This window comes from Mycolicibacterium neoaurum ATCC 25795 (assembly GCF_000691525.1).
GTDB lineage: Bacteria > Actinomycetota > Actinomycetes > Mycobacteriales > Mycobacteriaceae > Mycobacterium > Mycobacterium neoaurum.
Genome location: NZ_JMDW01000008.1, coordinates 910,586 through 929,027 on the forward strand (window position 1 = coordinate 910,586; position 18,442 = coordinate 929,027).

An 18,442-nucleotide genomic window follows, 5' to 3' on the forward strand; every position below is an offset into this window, starting at 1 on the left:
CCGTCGGGCCACTTGTAGTTCGTTCCAAGAAGACGCCAAGTGCGTCGCGGGAGGCTTTTCGCAGTTGCACACCGCACTGCCTGAAAGGACTCTCGCATGCCCCTGGCCGACTCCGTCGACAGCGACGTCGTGTCGACACTGCCCGAGCACGTCAGCGCCCTGGTGGCGCTGCCCGGTGAGCCCGGTTACGAGCGCTGCACGCCGTGGAACGTCGCGGTCGCGGTGCAGCCGGCCGCCGTGGTGTTCTCGACGGCGCCGCACCACGTGGCCGAGACCGTGCGGTTCGCGGCGTCCCATGGTCTGCGCGTGGCCGTTCAAGCAACCGGGCACGGTGCCACCGCGATCGGCTCGGACACCCTGCTGATCCTCACCGGCGCGATGACGGACTGTGTGGTCGACCCGGACACCCGGACCGCGCGCGTCGGCGCCGGAGCGCGGTGGCAGCAGGTCCTCGATGCCGCTGCGCCACACGGGTTGGCGCCCCTGTGCGGGTCGTCACCGAGTGTCGGGGTGGTCGGTTTCCTCACCGGTTGCGGCATCGGGCCCTTGGTCCGCAGTGTCGGATTGTCCTCCGATCATGTGCGTGCTTTCGACGTGGTGACGGGCGCGGGAGAGTGCCTGCGGGTGACCCCTGAGGCCCACAGTGAGCTCTTCTGGGGGCTGCGCGGGGGCAAGGCCACCCTCGGCATCGTGACGGCGGTGGAGATCGACCTGCTGCCGATCTCCGAGTTCTATGGCGGCGCGCTGTATTTCGACGGTGGTGACGCCGCCGCGGTGCTGCGCGAATGGGCGCAGTGGAGCGTCGGGTTGCCGGAGAACATCAATACCTCCATCGCCATGGCGCAATTGCCGCCGCTGCCCGGTGTTCCGGAACCATTGGCCGGACGGTTGACCGTGGCGGTGCGCTATACCGCGTTGGACGACTTCCCCGAGGCCGCAGCGCTTCTGGCACCGATGCGGGAGGCGGCCACGCCGATTCTGGACACCGTCGGGGTGCTGCCGTACCCGGCCATCGGTGCGGTGCACGCCGACCCGGTCGACCCGATGCCCATTCACGAGGCGCAGGTGTTGTTGCGCGACTTGGATTCTGACGCGGTGAGCGTGGTGTTGGACGCGGCCGGGCCGGGTTCGGGATCGGTGCAGACCATCGTCGAGGTCCGCATGCTCGGGGGTGCCATGGCCCGGCAGGCGCCGCATCCCAGTGCGTTCTGCCACCGCAACGCCAAGTATGCGGTGACGGTCATCGGGGTACCGATGGGTCCTGCTGCCGACGCGGTTGTCCCGCAGGCCGACGCGCTCACCGCGGCGTTGCAACCGTGGTCCACGGGCGGATTGCTGCCCAATTTCGCGCCGGCGACCGATGATGCGCGGACGGCACGCGTCTACGACGCGGACACCAGGCGCCGGTTGGCCGACCTCGCCGATCATTTCGATCCCGAAAGGGTTCTCGCGGTCGGGCAGGCGGTCCGATTCGCGCGCTAAAACCATGGCTGAGCAGCCGATTTGGCGTGCTGAACGCCCTTGGGTAATGTTGTGTTCACCGACGCGGGGTGGAGCAGCTCGGTAGCTCGCTGGGCTCATAACCCAGAGGTCGCAGGTTCGAATCCTGTCCCCGCTACTAGTGTGATGTCGCAAGACATCGGAATAGCCGCGGACCTACTTTAGGTCCGCGGTTTTTTCCGTTTGCGGCGATTTGAAAGCGCCGGTGCGCACGTGGTTGCGGGTGCACGTTGCCGGGTCGGCTATGGTGCGCCCAGCGGTCAGCGCACGCAGGGAATGCGGGCGCCCGACATCTCGGTCAGATCGGTCGGCGCGGGTGCGTGTGTTCCGGTCGCGGTCGCGTCCACCGTCGTGATTTCTGCGGGCACCGCCGTTTCTCCTGCGCCCGGCGACATTCCGCTCTCGTAACCGTTCACGGGGTAGTCGGAGCCGATGGTGACGACGACGGTGTTGAGCGGCACCGCGGTGGACGATTCGGATGTCACGGCGATGGGCAAGTCGTTCGCGACCGCGGCGGCTGCGGGCTCGGCGCCGGGGCCGTACTCGACGGTGGTGGTGTCCGACAGCGCCTCGGCGGTGCCGATGTCACCGCGGGTGAAGCCGTGAGCGCTCAGCTCCTTGGCGACGCTGGTCGCCAGCCCCGTGTGCCCGGTCGCATTGACGACACTGACCGCTGCCGGCTCGTCGTTTGACATCGAAGGGCTTGCGGGGACAGGAGGATTCGGCGAGCCGGTCTGGAACAGGTTCTGCACGATCGATCGGATCGTCGTGACGTCGACGATGTTCACGTCCTGCCCGAGCGGGTCCTGACCGAATTCTCCGATCGGCAGCGTGTACAACGACATCGGCTTGTCGCTCAGCGCCGACGCCTGATCGACGAACTTCATCATGTCGAATCCCGCGTCGACGGCCACGTTCTGCTTGGCCACCTCCGCGAGGTGTCGCAGCGCGGCGGGGTTCGACAGGGAGCCACCGTCCCGCACGGCCTTCACGAGCGAGACGATGAACGCCTGCTGGCGGCGCGTGCGGTCCAGGTCGGTGAAGAGGTCGTTGTTGAGGTCGCGGCGCTGCCGGACGAAGGCCATCGACTGGGCGGCGTCGATCTGCTGGACCCCGCGGTGAAAATCGGCGCCCGAGAAGTCGTCGGCGGTGTCGTCGTTCAGGCACACCGTGATCGGCTGGACAACCTGCGCGATCTGGAAAAATGCGCCGAGGGTGACCTCGATGAAGTGGTCGACGGGAACGCGCAGTAGGTCGCTGATCGTGTTGATCTGGGCCTTGCGGCCGGCCTCGCGCGCGATCTGCTCGTTGGCCGCGGGATCGGTGGACGTCGACCCGCTGTCGGCGAGTGAGTTCATCGTCTCCTGGTAGGCCAGACCGTAGGCCTGCTTGATCTTTCCCTGGCACTCGCCACTGGGGCAGCCGTGCAGGCGCACATAGTCGTCGCGCGGGATCGACACCGCGGTCACGGGACCGTTGCCGCCCGGCACATGCAGGAGGATGAGCACGTTGGCGTTGTAGCCGCCGACCGTCTCATCACCCGCGTGCAGGGCGTCGTACAGGTCCTTTGGCAGCGGATTGCCGTGCTGATCCAATCGGCTGTCGAGACCCATGATGAGGATGTTCTGGTCACCTCCGGTCGAGGTCGCCGCACCCGCGAGCGCCTCGGAGGTGGTGATCCCCCCTGCGATGTTGCGGTACACCGACCATCCGACGCCCGTGATGACGATCGTGGCGACCGCGATGAGAGCGGTGATCGTGCGGAGGACGACCCGTCCGCGGCGCGACGGACCGCGCCGCGGCATACGGTGGCGCGGACCTCGCACCTGCGGCAGCACATCGGTGACCGGCCCGGCGGGCTCACGTTGTGGCATGACGATCCGGAATTATCCGTGGCGACTCTGAGAAGCACCTGATAACCGACTTGGGGGAACGGGTTTCGGTCGAGTGACGTTGCGCACGGGAGAAAGCGCTGATCGAGGTACTAAGCCGGTGAGCGGGTCGACGTCGCTCTCGCGGCTCGCCAGCCGTTCGTGACACTGTGGCCCGCGAGATCAGCCAGAATGTGCGACAGGACAAAGCAGTGTCAACAGGGGAGGGGCTGATATGGGCGAGGAACAGCAACCACCGAAGAGCAAATACTCGGTGCTACCGCCGCCGGTCGACCTGTCCCAGACGGTGGCCGCCGTCGATGTATCCGAGACCGAGGTCGAACACGGGGGTCGGCCCGAGGACAACATCGGCGCCGACCCCTACCTGCGCATCACCGGCTGGAAACAGCCTTAGTCGCAGACGGTACGACGCGACGTAACCTGAGTGCTCACCCGCTCATGCCGGACAGGTCGGGCACGTTCTGCATCAACTCGATACGGGTGCCGTCCGGGTCGGTCAGATAGATGAAGCGTCCCGAGGTGGGATCCGCCGGATCCCCCAGCACCGTGCGGGTCGACTCTACGAACGTCCCGCCCGCGGCCACGATCGCTTCGGTCAGGCCGTCGACGTCCTCCACGCGGAACGACAGGTGGGTGAAGCCGAGTTCGGTCATCGGTTTGCGTTGTCCGGAACCGGTGGTGGGCACATCGACCCATTGCAGCAACTCGATCCGGATGTCGTTGCGGATGAGCATCGCGGAGCGGAACCGGCCTTCCTGCTCCATGGTGGCGGCGACCTCGTTGTTGTCGAAGTCCAGCTGATAGAGCTTCACGAATCCGAAGACGTCGGTGTAGAAGCGGATGGAACGGTCGAGGTCGGTGACGCAGATTCCGATATGCGAGAAGCCCTGGATCATGACAGGAGTGTCGCAGACCACACCACCCGCCGGTGTCACTACACGGCGAGCCAGCCCGGGTCAGGCGCGGAAGGCGTCGATGGCCAACGCGGCGAAGCGCCGCGCCGCCGCTTCGCGCCTGTGTTGGGGTATCGACGCGAGGGCACGTCCGGCCAGCAGGACCAGGATGAGGTCATCGATGGTGAAGTCGGCGCGCAGCCGACCTGCCGCCTGCGCCCTGCGCGCCAGTGCGGTCAGGGATGCCAATGCCGCTCGGCGGTGAGCGGCGTAGTCGGACGCGTCGAACTGAGCCGTGTCGAATTGCGCCGAGGTGAATGCGTCGACGAAACCTTGATTACGTCCGTTGAGCACACAGACCTGCTCGATCACCGAACAGAACCCACGCCAGGGATCCGTGTCCGCGCATCCTTCGTCGACGATCGTGGTGCACAGGCGCACTTCGTCGGCGAACACCGCGCCCACGAGATCGGTCTTGGAAGGGAAGCGTCGGTAGAGCGTCGCCGGGCCGACCTCGGCCCGCCGTGCGATTTCCCGCATGGTCACCTCGAGTCCGCGTTCGGCGAACAATTCGCGTGCCACAGCCAGCACACGGTCGCGGTTGTCTCGCGCGTCCGAGCGCAACATCTGGGTCATCTGAGTGGCGGTGCTTCTCACTTGGGTCAAGTGGACGGGGTCGTCCACTAACGTCCGAGCGTACTCGACGTGAGATGAGGAGTTGGCCGATGCGCGCAGTGAGAATCCAGCGGTTTGGCGATCCGAGCGGCATGGAAATCATCGATATCGCGCACCCCACACCGGAACCGGATCAGGTCGTGATCGAGACCGCGGCGATCGGAGTCGGTGGTGTGGACGCGATGATCCGACGCGGCACTGTCGCGGATATGCATCCGGTGCCCGCCGGGCTGATCCCCGGCAGTGAGGTGGCCGGGGTGGTGTCGGGGGTCGGAGCCGATGTCGACGCTTCCTGGGTGGGACGGCGGGTGTGGGCGTTCACCGGAATCGGCGGCGGTTACTGCGCTTTCGCAACCGCCCGGGTATCGGATATCGCGGTGTTACCGGACGAGCTGTCCTACGTGGATGCCGTCGCGGTGGGAGGCGCGGGTCCCGTCGCACATTTCGCGTTGGCCCACGCCCACTTCGGTTCCGCCGACTCCGTCCTCGTACGCGGCGGCTCGGGCAGCATCGGCATCGCCACGGTGGAACTCGCTGCAGCTGCGGGTGCGAAGGTCGTCGCGGTCACCACGTCCTCGCGGGATCGCGGGCAACGCCTCGGCGAGCTCGGCGCCACGCACATCCTCGATCGCGAGGGCAATGGCGATCCTGACGCGCCGACACATTTCGACGTGATCATCGACATCGTGGGCGGTGACGCCGTCCCGGAGTTCATCGACCGGCTTGCACCGAACGGCCGGATGGTCATCGCAGGCATGGTGGCCGGGCCGGTGCCTGAAGATGTGGGAGCACGCTTGTTGGGCGGGTTCCAGCTATCGCGCTCGCTGGCGACGTTCAGCCTCGACACCATCGGCGAGGACGCCAAAGATGTTGTTCGCCGGCAACAGTTCGACGCCGTGACGCGCGGTGCATTGCACGCGGTGGTACAGGACGTGCTGCCGCTGGAGCGTGCCGCGGACGCGCATCGTCTGATGGATGCCGGGCAGGTGTTCGGGCGCATCGTCTTGACGCCATAGTCGGACGCATGGGTTGACGGCTGAAACTCTCGTCAGCTCTTGGGCTCCTTGTCGGTATGCGGTGTTGCGCTGTCGCGGCTTTCGGTCTGCCGCTCAGTCGTGGTGTTGGTGTCGTGGGGTGCACTGTCCACCTGAGATGCCGACGGACGCTCGACCTCGGTCGGGCGGGTCGGGGTCACCGACGTCCGCACACTCGCGTCGTCCTCGTGGGTGTCTGCGGCCCGCGGTGACGCAGCCGCTTCGCGGTGGGAGCTGCCGGCCTCCTCGGGCTGATATTTGGCGGCACGATCGACCGAACCGAAGGACGAAACATGTTGCGGTGAAACAGCCTTCGCCGCGTCCTCGACAGTGGTGGTGGCGGTGTTTTCGGGCGTGGCTGCGTGTTCTGCCGGGGCGGTGGATTCCTCGCTGGTGGTGGCTGCCGACGGAGAAATCTTGGGGCGGTTGTAGGAACGGTCGATCTGCGGTCGAAGCCACGCGTCGATGATCGATGTGTCGACCCCCGCGGCGCGGAGAATCGCAGTGATGGGTAGTTCGGCTGTGGGCACCAGATAGTGGGTGGTGGTGCCGCCGAGGATGTTGGTGGTGACGGTTTTCAGGGTGCCCGGCGTGCGCGGGTCCGCTGCGACTCCATAGTCGGGGTGCACGACCAGCGTGCCCAGCAGGGCGTTCACCGCCGACAGTGCGGTCGGACGGTCGGGCCAGTCGGCGAGCCCGTCGTACTCGCGGACGATCTCGGTGGTGTTGTAGGGGGTGGGCAGTGGACCCAAGGGCACCGTCAGCCAGAGCAGTGGGTTTTTGGCGACAATGCCGCCGGTGCCGTTCGTCGGGTCGCCGAAGGTGACGAAAGACAGTTCAGTATGCGGGCGGTTTGCGGTGATCTGCAGTGCCAGTGACTGTTTGACATAGTTGAGCACGATCGCGCCCTGACTGACGCCGATGAGGGTGATCTTGACGCCGTCGGCGACCGACCCGAGTGCGGAGTTCACTCCACCGGCGCCGATCACGGAGTCCAGCGCGAACAACAGGCCGGCGGGGTAGCCGATGCCGTTGATGGGGCCGACATCGTCGAGGTAACCGCTCGCCAGGTCGAGGGCCTCTTGGGCGTGGGGAACCGAGTCGCACAGGCAGGTGTACCGCAGATAGAAAGCCGTGCTGCCGGACTGATGTGTCGTGGTGGCCTGCGCCACCGGTGCGGTGCGCCCGCCGATGATGAGGGCGGCTGCAAAACCCACGGCGGCAAGGCGCCTCGCGACACTCATGGGAGTCCTTCGACATAAGAGACCGCACGATGCTCGCGCGCTGCGGTGCGGCGATGCATCGACGGGCGCGGAGCGGTGGACAAAGGGAATTCGCAGGTGGTGCCGAACCCGCAATATAATTGCAGGTTCAACAAGATTATGTAGCGAAATCCGCGGCTTGTCTCGCCGTCCCGGGCATCCCGCGACACCGTCGCCAAATGTCAAGGCGAAACTGTTGGGCCCGTGGGCGTTTCGTATCGAAGAGGGTGACGATCAGTCAGTTCGCGGCGGACGACCCTAGCTTGGCGACGACATAATCCGCCGCCTGGCCGGTGAGGCCGCGGACGGCGTACGCGCCGTGGGCGCCCTGGTCGCGGCCGGACGGTGAACACACGGGGTCCTCCGGTAGACACTCGTCGAGGGTCTTGCCCGCGTATTCGGATCCGACCGTGATGGGGGGAGCGCCGGTGTGGATCATCTGGAGGAAGCCGCTGGATGGTTTGCCGAACAGTACGACCGCCGCGACGTGGTCGGCCACCTCGCGGGGTAGCGGGCCGGTGATGGTGGGCGGCAGCTGGTACCCCTCGGGCACGGCGTCCATGGTGAGGTATGCCGCGACCGCGGCCCCTTGCGAGTAGCCTCCCACCACCACTTTGCTGTCGGGGCAAGCGGATACGGTCGAGAGCACCTTGTTTCTGGCATCGGCGACTCCATCGGCTGCGGTCGCGAAGTCGAGCGAGGCGGGATAGTTGACCGCATAGGTGTTGACGGACTTACCTTCTGCGCGTTGCTGTACGGCGTCGGCGAAGCTCTGCCCGACGGATCCGACGCCGGGCGCTTCGAAGGTGCCCCGGGCGAAGATCAGCTGAACGTCGGGGCATGGGTCGGCCGCCGCCGGTGCGATGGCCACGCCGCCGGCCACACTGGCCAGCAGTGCGGCCGCGGCGGGCACCGATGCGAACCGGTTCACGGCTTGTTTCACGCTGTCGATCACGGCTCATCCCTGTCTGCGCGGCCACTGGATTGAATCATTGCCCAGTCAACCAAAAATCAGATAGCTGCGCTAACGAATGTGAGCGGCGTCGCACTGACGATGACCTCAGCCGACGAGGGGGCGCCCCAGCGGGAGAGTCCGGCCGCCGGTTTCCGCCCACAGCGCCGCCGCGTAGAAGTACACGACGAAACCGACGAACACGAAGACCAGCCATCCGCCGGCGTGCGTGGCACCGGGGCTGGCGGTGAGATTTCCGATCAGCAGCGCGGCCAGGGCCAGATCGACCACTAGCAGCAACACCGGGTAGGTCCAGGGCAGGCGGAGCAGTAGCACGGTCAGCAGGCCGATGGTCACCAGCCAGCTGGTCAGCCACAGGGCGACGGTGCCCCCGGCGTCGGCAGCGTCGATGCCGAACCAGTCGTGCGTGAGGCCCAGCGACAACACCGCGTAGCTCCCATAGAAGCCGAAGAACGTGCCGTAGACCGTTGCGTTGACGTTCTGGCCCAGCGCCGCCGACCACAGCGTGGCGATCAGAAGCCCTATCGACGTCGCCGACAACAGAATTGGTACCGCGGCGGCCGGCACGTCGAGGATGCCGGTATTGGTGACGCCCAGCCCGAAGCCACCGGCGATGATCAGCGGCAAGGCGATCAGGCCGGGATCCCCTGGTCGAGACGCGATGGTGTCCTCGGCAGGCTGCAGCTGTTCGGGAAAGGCCGTGCGGGTGGCCAGATCGGTCATGAGATGTCCTCGGGTGCTCAGGCCGTCGCGAGGACGGGTTGATAGGTGGTGGAAAGTTCCTGCCATGCGGTGAGTACGGCGTCGAGTTGTTCGGCGGAGTGCCGTCCGAGTCCACATTCGGTGGACAGCCCGAACTGCGGCAGGAACTCGGCGGCGAGCGCGGCCCGGCGCCGGGTGCCTGCAGCGCCGTCCTCGGCGTGCAGCAAGCCCAGATAGAACTCCGTCTCGGCTTCGACGGCCAACCCGGTCAGGGGTTGCCAGTGTGCCCTTTTGGTCCACGCGGCCACCGTCGCCGCGTGGATGGCGTTGATGGGACGGGCGATATGGCGCGCAAGGCCGTTGGACAATGTCACGATCGCGCCGGCGTCCCGCGGCAGGATGTGCCGCCCACCGCGTGCGGCCGCCTCCTCGGTGGGCGGTTCACCCATGAAGGGCGATGCCCCGAATTTCGAGTCGCCGTAGCAGAGGTGGAAGGTCAGGTCGACATCGTCGGCTATCCAGTCCGCAAGGCGGGCAGTGGCCGCGAAGATCGACTCCTGGTCGGGGTAGGGGTTGGCGAACCATCCTTCGATGGTCGCCAGTTCGGTCGGCAGATCCCACTGGATGGCCAAGTCCGCATGCGGGATGGCGTCCTGTATCTTCTCGACACTGCGTCGCAGCGCGGTTTCGTACGCGAGTGCGATCTCGACCTGAGAGTCGAAGTGGGCGAACGAGTTCACCGCGTTGAACGGAGTGGCGATGGAGACAAGGAACCTGCTGTCGGGCTCCAGGATTCCGGCGTCGCGGGCGGACCGGAATTCGCGATGGGAGGCGATCGCGGCGGAGTGGTAGTCGATATCGCCGAAGGACACCTCGGTTCCCGGGCGGATGGTGGCGCGTCCGTCGATGACGTCGAGGGTCGGGTTGGACAGGAAGTGAGACGAATGCACCAGAACCCAGTTGGCGCGGTCGCCTGGTTCGCCGTCGGGGACGCGACGCACGCCTGGCTGCAGGTGCTCTCCGACCAGAGCGAATGCGGTGGCGGTGGTCGGGACGTTGATGCTGCCGGTGAGATAAAAGCCGGTCATGAGTGATCCTTGGTGGGTAGTGGGTGTCAGAGGAGCAGGCCGAGACGCGGCGGAAGGGTGCCGTCCAGGGTGTGCCGCCCCAGATGGACGTATTTCCACCGAGCGGGATCGTGCAATGTGTGCACGCGTAGATTGCGCCAGTGCCGGTCGAGTGCGTACTTGGTGTCGGTTGCCGATGTCCCGGTCAGTTCGAATATGCCGCTGGCGATCTCGACGGCGTACTCCTGGGCCAGGGCCTTTGCCGCTGCCACCTGAAGCGAAGCCGCTGCCGCTGCGTCGCGGGTCACTTCCGGTGCGGCCAGCGCGCCGTCGACCAGGCGCGAGCCGTGGGCCAACAGTGCCTCCAGGGCATACAGTTTGGCGGTCAGTTCCCCGAATCGGCGGATGACATGTGATTCGTCGGCGGCGCGTTCGACGTGTGCCTCGAACCATGGCCGACTACGCGATGCGACGAAGTCCGCACCGTCTTCGAGCGCGGCTCGGGCGGTGCCGACGTCGATGGCGGTGTGCAGCGCCTGATCGAATGCGCCGAGGACCGACGGTTCCGCCGACAGGGGGTCGGGGTCTGGACCTTCGTCGATGACCAGATCGGCGGCGACGTGGACTTTGTCCAGAACGACTTCGCCGCTGGCTGTGCCGCGTTGACCGAAGGACGACCAGCGGTCCAGGTTCAGGATGACGCCCGGATCACCGGGGCGAACGAAAACAGTTGCTCCGTGGTCGGTTCCGCTGATCCTGGCAGCGACGGCGATCCAGGTGGCACCGAGTGATCCGGTGGCGTAGAACTTCGTTCCTTCGAGTACCCAGTCTCCATCGGATTGTCGAGTCACCGTGGTGGTGCGCTCCACACTGGTCCGGGTTCCTCGCTCGACGGTGGCATTGCCGAGCTGAGCCCCGTTGAGGACGTCTCGGTAGATCCGCGGAGCGGGTTCGTCGGACTGCAGACCGCGGATGGCGGCGGTGACGACGTAATGGGCCAACAGCAGTTGGCCGACGGCCGAGTCGGCCCGCGCGAGGATGCGCAGTACCTCGACGGCGGTGGACCGGGGTAGGTCCGGGCCGCCGAATGCCTTGGGGACCAGTATTCCCAGCAGACCGGAGCTGCCGATCTGAGTCAGGGCCTCGGTCGGCAGGCTGCCGTCGATCTCGCGTTGCACGGCCCCCTCGGCGATTGATGCCGCGACGGTCCTCGCGACACCTATGGCCTCCTCGACGGTTCGCAGAACGGGTACGGCGGTGATGGTGGTGGGCATCGGTGCGGGCTCCTCGCTTCGTGGTCCGCGGGAAAATCTAGGGACACTCCAGATGTGTGAACAGGTGGTTCAAGCGACGCTGGAAGCGCTTGCAGCAATGCTGCACTCGGTCTGCGTTGCAATGGCTTTGCCGGCCGTGGTGATCAATCCGACCACGGTGGCCAGAACGCTTGCCGGTACCGGTGCAGCGGCGGTGGCTATGGACACCTTGCGCATGGGACGGTGCCCTGCGGCCCTGCGAATGGCAACGTCGGTGCGTGCGCCCGATGCCGCAAGTGACGGCACCAGGGACACACCGAGCCCGGCGGCGACGAAGCCCTGTACCGTCGCGTATTCTTCGGCACGATAACTGACGTTCGGTTCGAATCCCGCACGCTTGCAGGTGTTGCGGAAGACGCGAGTGTCCGGGCACAGACCCGTTTGGCTGCTCACCACCCAGTTCTCGCGCGCCAGTTCGGCCATCGGCACCTCGATCCGGTCCGCCAGGCGATGTCCGGATGGCAGCACCACGAAGAACTCGTCGTTGTAGACGTCGAGCGTGGTCACGCCCGGGAAGTCGGTGTGTTCCCCCGGCACTTCGGTCACCATCGCGGCGTCGACGTCGCCGTTGCGTAGTAGTTCCACCCCGTCGTCGGGATCGACTGTCACCAATTCCACTGCCAGCCCGGGCAATACCCGTCGAGTGCGAGCAATGGCCGGTGGCAGGATGACCGCCGCCGCGCTGGCGAACGATGCGATGCGCACGACGCCCGGCCGATTGGTGGTGCCGTTGGCGAGGTCGCGCTCGGCGGCAGCCACGGCACCGAGGATCGCGGGTACGTGCTCGAGGAGGGTGCTACCTGCGGGTGTGAGGCGCGCACCGGATGGGCCGCGCACCAGCACGGTGCAACCCAGGTCGCGCTCCAATGCGGTGACCTGCTGGGAGACCGCCGATGTGGTGTAGTTCATGGCAGCAGCTGCGGCACTGAGAGATCCGCAGCGTGCTATCTCCTGCAACACCACCAATCTGCGCACGTCGAACATCTCGCGAAGACTAGGAAGGATCTGCGGCAACCGGCAGGGTTGCGCTCATGACGACGGCAACTCTCGGGCCCGACCGGTCAGTTCAGTAGCCGGAGCCAGGGACGCTCGTGGGCCGGATCCCGTGATGGCGTTCGGCGACATCGGGATGTGCGCGGGTTCGTGATTTCCAGGCGTTCTCACCGTAGGTGTTGAAGATCGGATTGTCGGGGTCGGTTTCGACACCACGAGCCAGGGCTGCCAGTTCGTCGGGCAGCACGATCAGCGGGACCGTGGCATCGAGGGCGGGATTGAGGAAGTAGGGGATCGATACCCGGTCGGTGCCCGGCTTCGGTGACAGCACCCTGTGCCGGGTGGCCCGCAGGTAGCCACCGGTGGCGACTTCCAGGAGTTCGCCGATGTTGACGATGAACGCACCGGGCACCGGCGGTACGTCGACCCACTCACCCGCGGTGAGTTCGACCTGCAGCCCCGTCGAGTCCGGCTCTACCAGAAGCAGCGTGAGCACACCCGAATCCTTGTGTGCACCAACGCCTTGGTCGCTGGCGGCGCCACCGGGGTAGCGCACCACCTTGATCAGTGTCGCGGGCAGTCCGGCGAACGCATCGTCGAAAAGGTCCGCAGCAGCGCCCAGCGACTCGGCCCAAAGCCTCAACAGCCGCAGACCCACCGCCGACAGCGATCGGTCCCAGTCCTCGAAGGCTGCCCGGAACCCCGTCGGCTGCTCGGGCCACAGGTTGGGGCCCTGTAGCCGCCAGTAACCCTCGGCGCCGGGCACGGTGGCGCGCTCGGGGCCGATATCGATCTGTTCGCGCCAGTCGACCTGGCCGTTGGTCAACTCACCGCCCAGTCGGGAGTAGCCGCGAAACTGCGGGCTCTGCAACTGACTGATCCGGTTCTTGACATCGACCGGCAGCGCAAAGAACTCGCGGGCCGACCTCAGTACCTCGGCGATCTGTGCGTCCGAGACACTGTGCCCGGTCAGGTAGAAGAACCCGTACGTGTGGGCGGCCTCGCGCAACGCGACACGGAAACCGTCGGGGTCTGTCTGCGACGTCGACAGATCGAGCACCGGGAGCATTCCTGACACCCTGCACCATCGCCGACGCCGGACCAATCCGCGTCAACAGATCCTTCATCGGCGTGAAGATGCGGTGCAAACCGGATCCGGGCGATGCTGACGCGGTGAACGACGCGAGCCCTGCCCGAGCCGACCCCGGAATCCGGAGGTCGAGATGTGCGGTCTGGGCCGTTGTGGGATCGTTGAAGGCACGGTCGTGTGCGGGCGGGGATCGGAGGGCACAGGTGAAGGCGACTCGGTATCGGATGGCCACTGCTCAGGTCGTTGGCGACTGCGGGCGGGCATGCAGCCGACGTCGTCATCTCTGTCCGGAGACACGCCCTGACCATGCCGACGCGCCGGGAACCTCGGCGGTGGGGCGCGGACTGCGGCAGGGCATGCGCAGCTCCTCGCTACGGCGAGGGGCCGGAATGACGGTCGGAGTCGCGAAGGACCCCGCTCCCTGGATGAAGGCGCGTGTCGACCGGTTGGCCGAGTTGCTCGCCCAGAACCACGGGTTGTGGATACCCCGCCAGGTACTGCGCGCCGAGCTCGCCCGATACCTCACGGATTGTTCATCGCTGTTCGCCGTGAGTCGTTTCGAGGCCCGCTCCTATGTCACCGAGGAAATGATGCGGCAGTCCGCAGCGGAACTTGCCAGGAACTACCAGCGACGGATACGAACCGACACCGCGTAAGGCCACTGCCGGGTGGCCCAGCCCGCGGCCGCGATTAGCGCTGAACAAGCGCGCGACAGCGGCTATCTTTGCAAACAAGACCGGCGCCGTCCTCGGTGCGGCGGAGGGTGTGCAGGGGACCGATATGTACCGACAGGGTGTTCTGGGCGCGACTCCCGGCATCGACAGCGCCAAGGTGTGGCAGGCCGCCAACGGCGAGTGGCCCCCGGTGATCGACGAGCTCATCGGCGCCGCCGCCGAGGTCCCGGTGCTCAAGGCCTTGCTGCGGATAGCGGAGGCGGTGTTGCGTCCCGACTCGTTCGCGCACGTTCTCGAGGTCATCGCCGAACAGACCATCGGGGCTCTCGGCGCGGCATCGGTGTCCATCTGCCGGTGGGAACGTGAAAGCAACGCCCTGCAGACGCTGATCAACGTGGGGAACCTCGGACCACATGAGCGCCGGTGGCCCTCCGACGAATTCTATTACGTGGCGGACGAATCGGATGTTGCCGAACTGCTACACGACGGTCGGTCCTACACGCACCACATCGACGATCCCGGCTGTCCGGCGCGGTCCAAGATGCTCCTCGAACAGCTGGGCAAAGAGTGCGAGCTCGCCGTCCCGATCATGGCCGGCGACGCAATGTGGGGTGAGGTATGGGTGAGCGGGACCGACGGCCGTCGTTTCGATCATGGCGACGCCCAACTCCTGCAGGCGGTGGCCGCCTTCGTGGCCATTGCGATCGGGCGGTCGGAGCTGATCAGCACCATCTGGGGGTACGCCTATGAAGACCCGCTGACGGGGCTGGCGAATCGGCGGGCGCTCTCGGAGTTCTGTGATGGGATCGAATGGGGCCAGGTCGACGTGGTGGCCCTGGTCTGCGATCTGGACGGGTTCAAGCAGGTCAACGATCAGTCGGGCCATCCCGCCGGGGACCAACTGCTTCGCGATGTCGCGGCTGTGCTGTCTCGGCTGGCGCGGATCCTTCCGGGTGCCCTGGTGGCCCGACTGGGTGGTGACGAATTCTGCATCCTGGTGCCCAACGCGACGATGGTGCACGCCCAGGAACTGGCCAAGTGCGCCACTCGCGACATCCGCGAAGCCGTCGGCGGACTGGTCAGCGTGTCCTGGGGCGCTGCTGCCACGAGCGACCGGAGCGACTGCACCGGTGATGAGTTGCTGGCCGCCGCGGACGCGGCACTGCGTGAGGCGAAGCGCCATGGCCCGGCTCATTTCAGTTCGGTGGTGATCTCCGAACACCTTCCGGTGGGGTCGGGGGACCGCAGCGTCGATGTGCACCGCGGCACACAGTTCCTGACCGACAGCGTGGTGCGGATCCTCGGCGAGAACCCGAGACTCTCGCGTCTGGAGGCGTTGGAGGTCCTTGCCATCCAGATGCAGCGCGCGGTGAACACGTGCGCCTACGCGTTGTCGGTGGTGTCCGCCGACGGTGCATCGGTGTCGACGGCACGCAAGATGGACATCGTGCGCGAACCCGACTCGGATCTGGCGATCCTCACCGATCTCGGCGTCGACGGTGGTGAGCTTGCCGACTACCCGGAGACCGAGCGTGCGATCAGGGAGGCGTCGACGTTCTTCGCCTCCCGTGACGACGAATCATCGGATCCCAGCGAGGTGGCCTTGTTGGAGGTGCTCGGGTACCGCGCGGTGCTGGGGGTAGCGGTGCACGCGACCGAGACCAGGTATCTGGTGGAGTTCTACGGCAACACCGATATCGAACAGTTGCGTGATATCGCACCGCTGGCACAGGTTCTCGCGCACTATTGCGTGTCGCGGCCGGCCGTCGACGCTACCGGCGCCGACGGTTCACCACGACGTCGCGAACATGAATCGGTATTGCCAGACCCGTTGCCATCGCGGCGATGACCGCGACGGCCGTCGCTGCGCTGGAGGCGGTGGTGGCCAACAGCTCCGGGGCTGGATTGCCGACGAGTCCGACCATGCCGTTGACCGTGGCCAGTACATACGAGCCGGGAACCAGCGATACCACCGACGCGAAACCGATGCCGGCAAAGGGTATTCGCAATGCATGTGAGACGGGCGCCAGCGCGGCACCGACGATCAGGCACGCGATGAGTGCGGCTGTCGCGGGCCCGCAGTGCCACAGCGAGAGCGCCGCCCAGTGCCCGGCATGTGCCAGCATGCCGGTAGCGACCGGCCACAGGATGAACCGGTAGGGCATCGAGAAGTACACCGCGTAGCAGGCCGCCACGATGCCAGCGGCGATCACATCGCCGGGCAGCGGTGTCCTGGTCCCGGCCCCCAGTTGCGGGAACTGTGCACCGCCCAACTGCACACCCAGCAGAAGCCCGATGCCGATCGCTGTGAGAACGATTGTTGCCCAACCGATTCGGCACATTCCGAGCCCGACACGTGCGGACAACAGGTCCAGCGCCCCGTTGAGGATGTGCGGTCCTGGAACCAGGATCAGCACGGCGCACAGCGCAACGAGGGCGGCCCCGGCCCCGAGCTGCGCGTTCATCGCATGGGCACCGATGAAGCCCGAGATCGTGGCGGCGAGGAACGCCTGGGGGAGTGGTCCGGCACCCCAGCGGCCGGTGACGCGCCGCAAGATCCCTCCGACCGCCCCGGTCAGCGCCGCCAACAGCACCACGGCCGGGCTGTCGGCACCGAAGATCACGGCGAGCGCGCCCGCCCCGCCTGCACAGGCCAGGGTGAACAGGGCGGGGTGCGAAAGCGGTAGTGATGCCGCATCGGTGAGTGCGCCGCGCACATCAGCCAGAGCCACGGGACCGTCCTCGGCGGCGTCGACCATTCGCATGACGGCGGCCACCCGCGCGATGTTCACTCCCGTCGGTGACACCGGCACGGCGTGAGCCGCACCGGTGCCATCGCCAGAATCGGTCAGTAGCAATGACTGCCACGAGGGGATGAGCGTCGTCGAGATGTCGAGACCGTTGTTCAGCCTGTCCACCGCGGCCAGCGTCATGCCGGTGGACTGGCCGTTGTTCTGGAGCATCGCAGCAACTTCGAGCACGGTGCTGCTCGCTGATGCCGGACTACCCATGGTGGCTCCCTCGTGGTCGGTCCGCCCACCCTATGCGGTAGGACCACGATGCGGCCGGGGAACGAGGCCGCCTACTGGTAGATCGCCTGGTACAGCTCGATCACCTCGTCGGCGTCGGGAACCCGCGGATTGTTGCCAGGCGAGCCGGAGGCCAGCGCCTGGGCGGCCATTACTTCGAGACGGGAATCCCAGTCGGTCGAATCGATACCGTACTGAGCCGGTGACGGGACCGCGACATCGGCGCACAGTGCGTCGAGTTCGTCGACCAGCGCACCGGCCGCCACGGCGTCACTGGCCGAATCGTCGGCCACGCGCATCGCACGCGCGCATTCGGCGTAGCGAGCGGTTGCCGCCTGTGCCGAGAATCTGGTCACGGCGGGCAGCAGCATGGCATTCGACAGGCCATGTGCGACATGGAAATGCCCGCCGATCGGCCGACTCATGCCGTGCACCAGAGCCACGCTGGCATTGGAGAAAGCCATCCCGGCTTGGGTCGAGGCGAGCATCATCGCCTCTCGCGCGGCCCGATCCTCACCGTCGGCGTACGCTCGCCGCAGGTTGGCGCTGATGGTGCGCATGGCCACCAGCGCCATTCCGTCGCTGAACGGATTCGCGCGACGGCTCACGTAGGCCTCGATGGCATGGGTGAGCGCGTCGACACCGGTGTCGGCGGTCAGGCGGGCCGGCATCGACATGGTCAACTCGAAGTCGATCACGGTGGCGATCGGAAGGAACGACAACCCGGGGCACAGCATCTTCTCGTCGGTGTCGTCGTCGGTGATGACTGTGAACTGTGTTGCCTCCGAGCCACTTCCCGCAGTCGTCGGTACCGCGACGATGGGCAGCGCGGGACCGGCGTACAGGTTCGGGGCCTTGAAGGAGGTGATATCGCCCTCGGCGACCGCCAGGACAGCGAGCGCCTTCGCGGTGTCCATCGGGCTACCACCGCCGAATCCGATGACACCGTCGGCCCGGTGCCGCCGTACCGTCTCGAGTCCGGGCAGCAGCGATGACGATGTCGGATCGGGCACGGTCTCGGCGAACAGCGCCGGCTCGCAGCCGGCCTCGCGCAGGATGCCCAGCAGCCGGTCGGCCTGACCGGTGTCGGCGAGGTAGCCGTCGGTCACCAGGACCGGACGCTTGATACCGACTTGCACGCACAGGGTCCCGAGGTCGGCCGCCGCGCCGGCGCCGATCTTGCTGTGTCGGGGAAGAGTCACGTTGTAAGACATGGTTTTATCCGTTCTCGGGGAAGCCGAGGTTGATGCCGCCGTGGGAGGGGTCCAGCCAGCGGGTGGTGATGGCTTTGGTGCGGGTGAAGAAGTGCACCCCTTCCATTCCGTGGGCGTGGGAGTCGCCGAAC

Annotated in this window: 17 protein-coding genes and 1 tRNA gene; 6 read left to right on the plus strand and 12 right to left on the minus strand. The window is 66.5% G+C overall.

Annotation, left to right across the window (positions count from 1 at the left end; translation table 11 throughout):
• The first annotated feature begins 96 nt into the window (after window positions 1-96).
• Window positions 97-1,482, plus strand: coding sequence for an FAD-binding oxidoreductase (locus tag IC40_RS0111785; RefSeq protein WP_030134912.1), 1,386 nt, complete (start codon window positions 97-99; stop codon window positions 1,480-1,482).
• Between the two features lie 62 nt (window positions 1,483-1,544).
• A tRNA-Met gene (locus IC40_RS0111790) sits at window positions 1,545-1,618 on the plus strand.
• Between the two features lie 142 nt (window positions 1,619-1,760).
• Here the strand turns inward: IC40_RS0111790 and IC40_RS0111795 are convergent.
• Window positions 1,761-3,305 carry an LCP family protein gene (locus IC40_RS0111795; protein WP_030134913.1) on the minus strand — a complete coding sequence of 515 codons (1,545 nt, stop codon included), beginning with the start codon at window positions 3,303-3,305 and terminating at the stop codon, window positions 1,761-1,763.
• Window positions 3,306-3,606: 301 nt separating this feature from the next.
• On the opposite strand from IC40_RS0111795, the gene IC40_RS0111800 reads away from it, so the two are divergent.
• Entirely contained in the window at window positions 3,607-3,786 is a 180-nt protein-coding gene (locus IC40_RS0111800; RefSeq protein WP_030134914.1) for a hypothetical protein, read from the plus strand.
• Window positions 3,787-3,820: 34 nt separating this feature from the next.
• Here the strand turns inward: IC40_RS0111800 and IC40_RS0111805 are convergent, their stop codons facing one another.
• Window positions 3,821-4,288 carry a VOC family protein gene (locus IC40_RS0111805; protein WP_051644316.1) on the minus strand — a complete coding sequence of 156 codons (468 nt, stop codon included), beginning with the start codon at window positions 4,286-4,288 and terminating at the stop codon, window positions 3,821-3,823.
• A gap of 60 nt (window positions 4,289-4,348) precedes the next feature.
• On the minus strand, window positions 4,349-4,942 hold the full coding sequence (locus IC40_RS0111810) for a TetR/AcrR family transcriptional regulator (protein WP_234411663.1): 594 nt from the start codon (window positions 4,940-4,942) through the stop codon (window positions 4,349-4,351).
• 68 nt (window positions 4,943-5,010) lie between these two features.
• Here IC40_RS0111810 and IC40_RS0111815 point away from each other — a divergent pair, with 68 nt between their 5' ends.
• Complete coding sequence (locus IC40_RS0111815; protein WP_030134917.1) at window positions 5,011-5,976, plus strand: zinc-binding dehydrogenase; 966 nt, start codon at window positions 5,011-5,013, stop codon at window positions 5,974-5,976.
• 32 nt (window positions 5,977-6,008) lie between these two features.
• On the opposite strand, the gene IC40_RS26860 is transcribed toward IC40_RS0111815, so the two are convergent.
• The 7 genes from IC40_RS26860 to IC40_RS0111850 form a co-directional block, all read right to left on the minus strand.
• Window positions 6,009-7,238: a PE-PPE domain-containing protein gene (locus IC40_RS26860; RefSeq protein WP_051644317.1), complete on the minus strand. Its 1,230-nt coding sequence runs from the start codon at window positions 7,236-7,238 to the stop codon at window positions 6,009-6,011.
• A 256-nt stretch (window positions 7,239-7,494) separates the two neighbouring features.
• Window positions 7,495-8,151 (minus strand): cutinase family protein, encoded by a 657-nt coding sequence (locus IC40_RS0111825; RefSeq protein WP_191293504.1) that lies wholly within the window; start codon window positions 8,149-8,151, stop codon window positions 7,495-7,497.
• 165 nt (window positions 8,152-8,316) lie between these two features.
• Window positions 8,317-8,952 (minus strand): GPR1/FUN34/YaaH family transporter, encoded by a 636-nt coding sequence (locus IC40_RS0111830; RefSeq protein WP_030134920.1) that lies wholly within the window; start codon window positions 8,950-8,952, stop codon window positions 8,317-8,319.
• A 17-nt stretch (window positions 8,953-8,969) separates the two neighbouring features.
• On the minus strand, window positions 8,970-10,019 hold the full coding sequence (locus tag IC40_RS0111835) for a hypothetical protein (protein ID WP_030134921.1): 1,050 nt from the start codon (window positions 10,017-10,019) through the stop codon (window positions 8,970-8,972).
• 26 nt (window positions 10,020-10,045) lie between these two features.
• Complete coding sequence (locus IC40_RS0111840) at window positions 10,046-11,272, minus strand: acyl-CoA dehydrogenase family protein (protein ID WP_030134922.1); 1,227 nt, start codon at window positions 11,270-11,272, stop codon at window positions 10,046-10,048.
• A 69-nt stretch (window positions 11,273-11,341) separates the two neighbouring features.
• A complete protein-coding gene (locus tag IC40_RS0111845) occupies window positions 11,342-12,295 on the minus strand; it encodes a LysR family transcriptional regulator (RefSeq protein ID WP_030134923.1) in 954 nt (317 codons plus the stop codon).
• Between the two features lie 82 nt (window positions 12,296-12,377).
• On the minus strand, window positions 12,378-13,373 hold the full coding sequence (locus IC40_RS0111850) for an isopenicillin N synthase family dioxygenase (RefSeq protein WP_030134924.1): 996 nt from the start codon (window positions 13,371-13,373) through the stop codon (window positions 12,378-12,380).
• 410 nt (window positions 13,374-13,783) lie between these two features.
• On the opposite strand from IC40_RS0111850, the gene IC40_RS0111855 reads away from it, so the two are divergent.
• Together IC40_RS0111855 and IC40_RS0111860 are read left to right on the plus strand one after the other, a co-directional pair.
• The gene (locus tag IC40_RS0111855; protein WP_138158145.1) at window positions 13,784-14,050 is read left to right on the plus strand and encodes a hypothetical protein; all 267 of its coding nucleotides are present in this window, start codon (window positions 13,784-13,786) and stop codon (window positions 14,048-14,050) included.
• Window positions 14,051-14,174: 124 nt separating this feature from the next.
• The gene (locus IC40_RS0111860) at window positions 14,175-15,917 is read left to right on the plus strand and encodes a diguanylate cyclase domain-containing protein (RefSeq protein ID WP_081843405.1); all 1,743 of its coding nucleotides are present in this window, start codon (window positions 14,175-14,177) and stop codon (window positions 15,915-15,917) included.
• On the opposite strand, the gene IC40_RS0111865 is transcribed toward IC40_RS0111860, so the two are convergent.
• Window positions 15,841-17,079 (minus strand): threonine/serine exporter family protein, encoded by a 1,239-nt coding sequence (locus tag IC40_RS0111865; RefSeq protein WP_042509958.1) that lies wholly within the window; start codon window positions 17,077-17,079, stop codon window positions 15,841-15,843. The genes IC40_RS0111860 and IC40_RS0111865 overlap by 77 nt on opposite strands.
• 71 nt (window positions 17,080-17,150) lie before the next feature.
• The gene (locus tag IC40_RS0111870; RefSeq protein WP_030134928.1) at window positions 17,151-18,311 is read right to left on the minus strand and encodes an iron-containing alcohol dehydrogenase; all 1,161 of its coding nucleotides are present in this window, start codon (window positions 18,309-18,311) and stop codon (window positions 17,151-17,153) included.
• Window positions 18,312-18,442 lie beyond the last annotated feature (131 nt).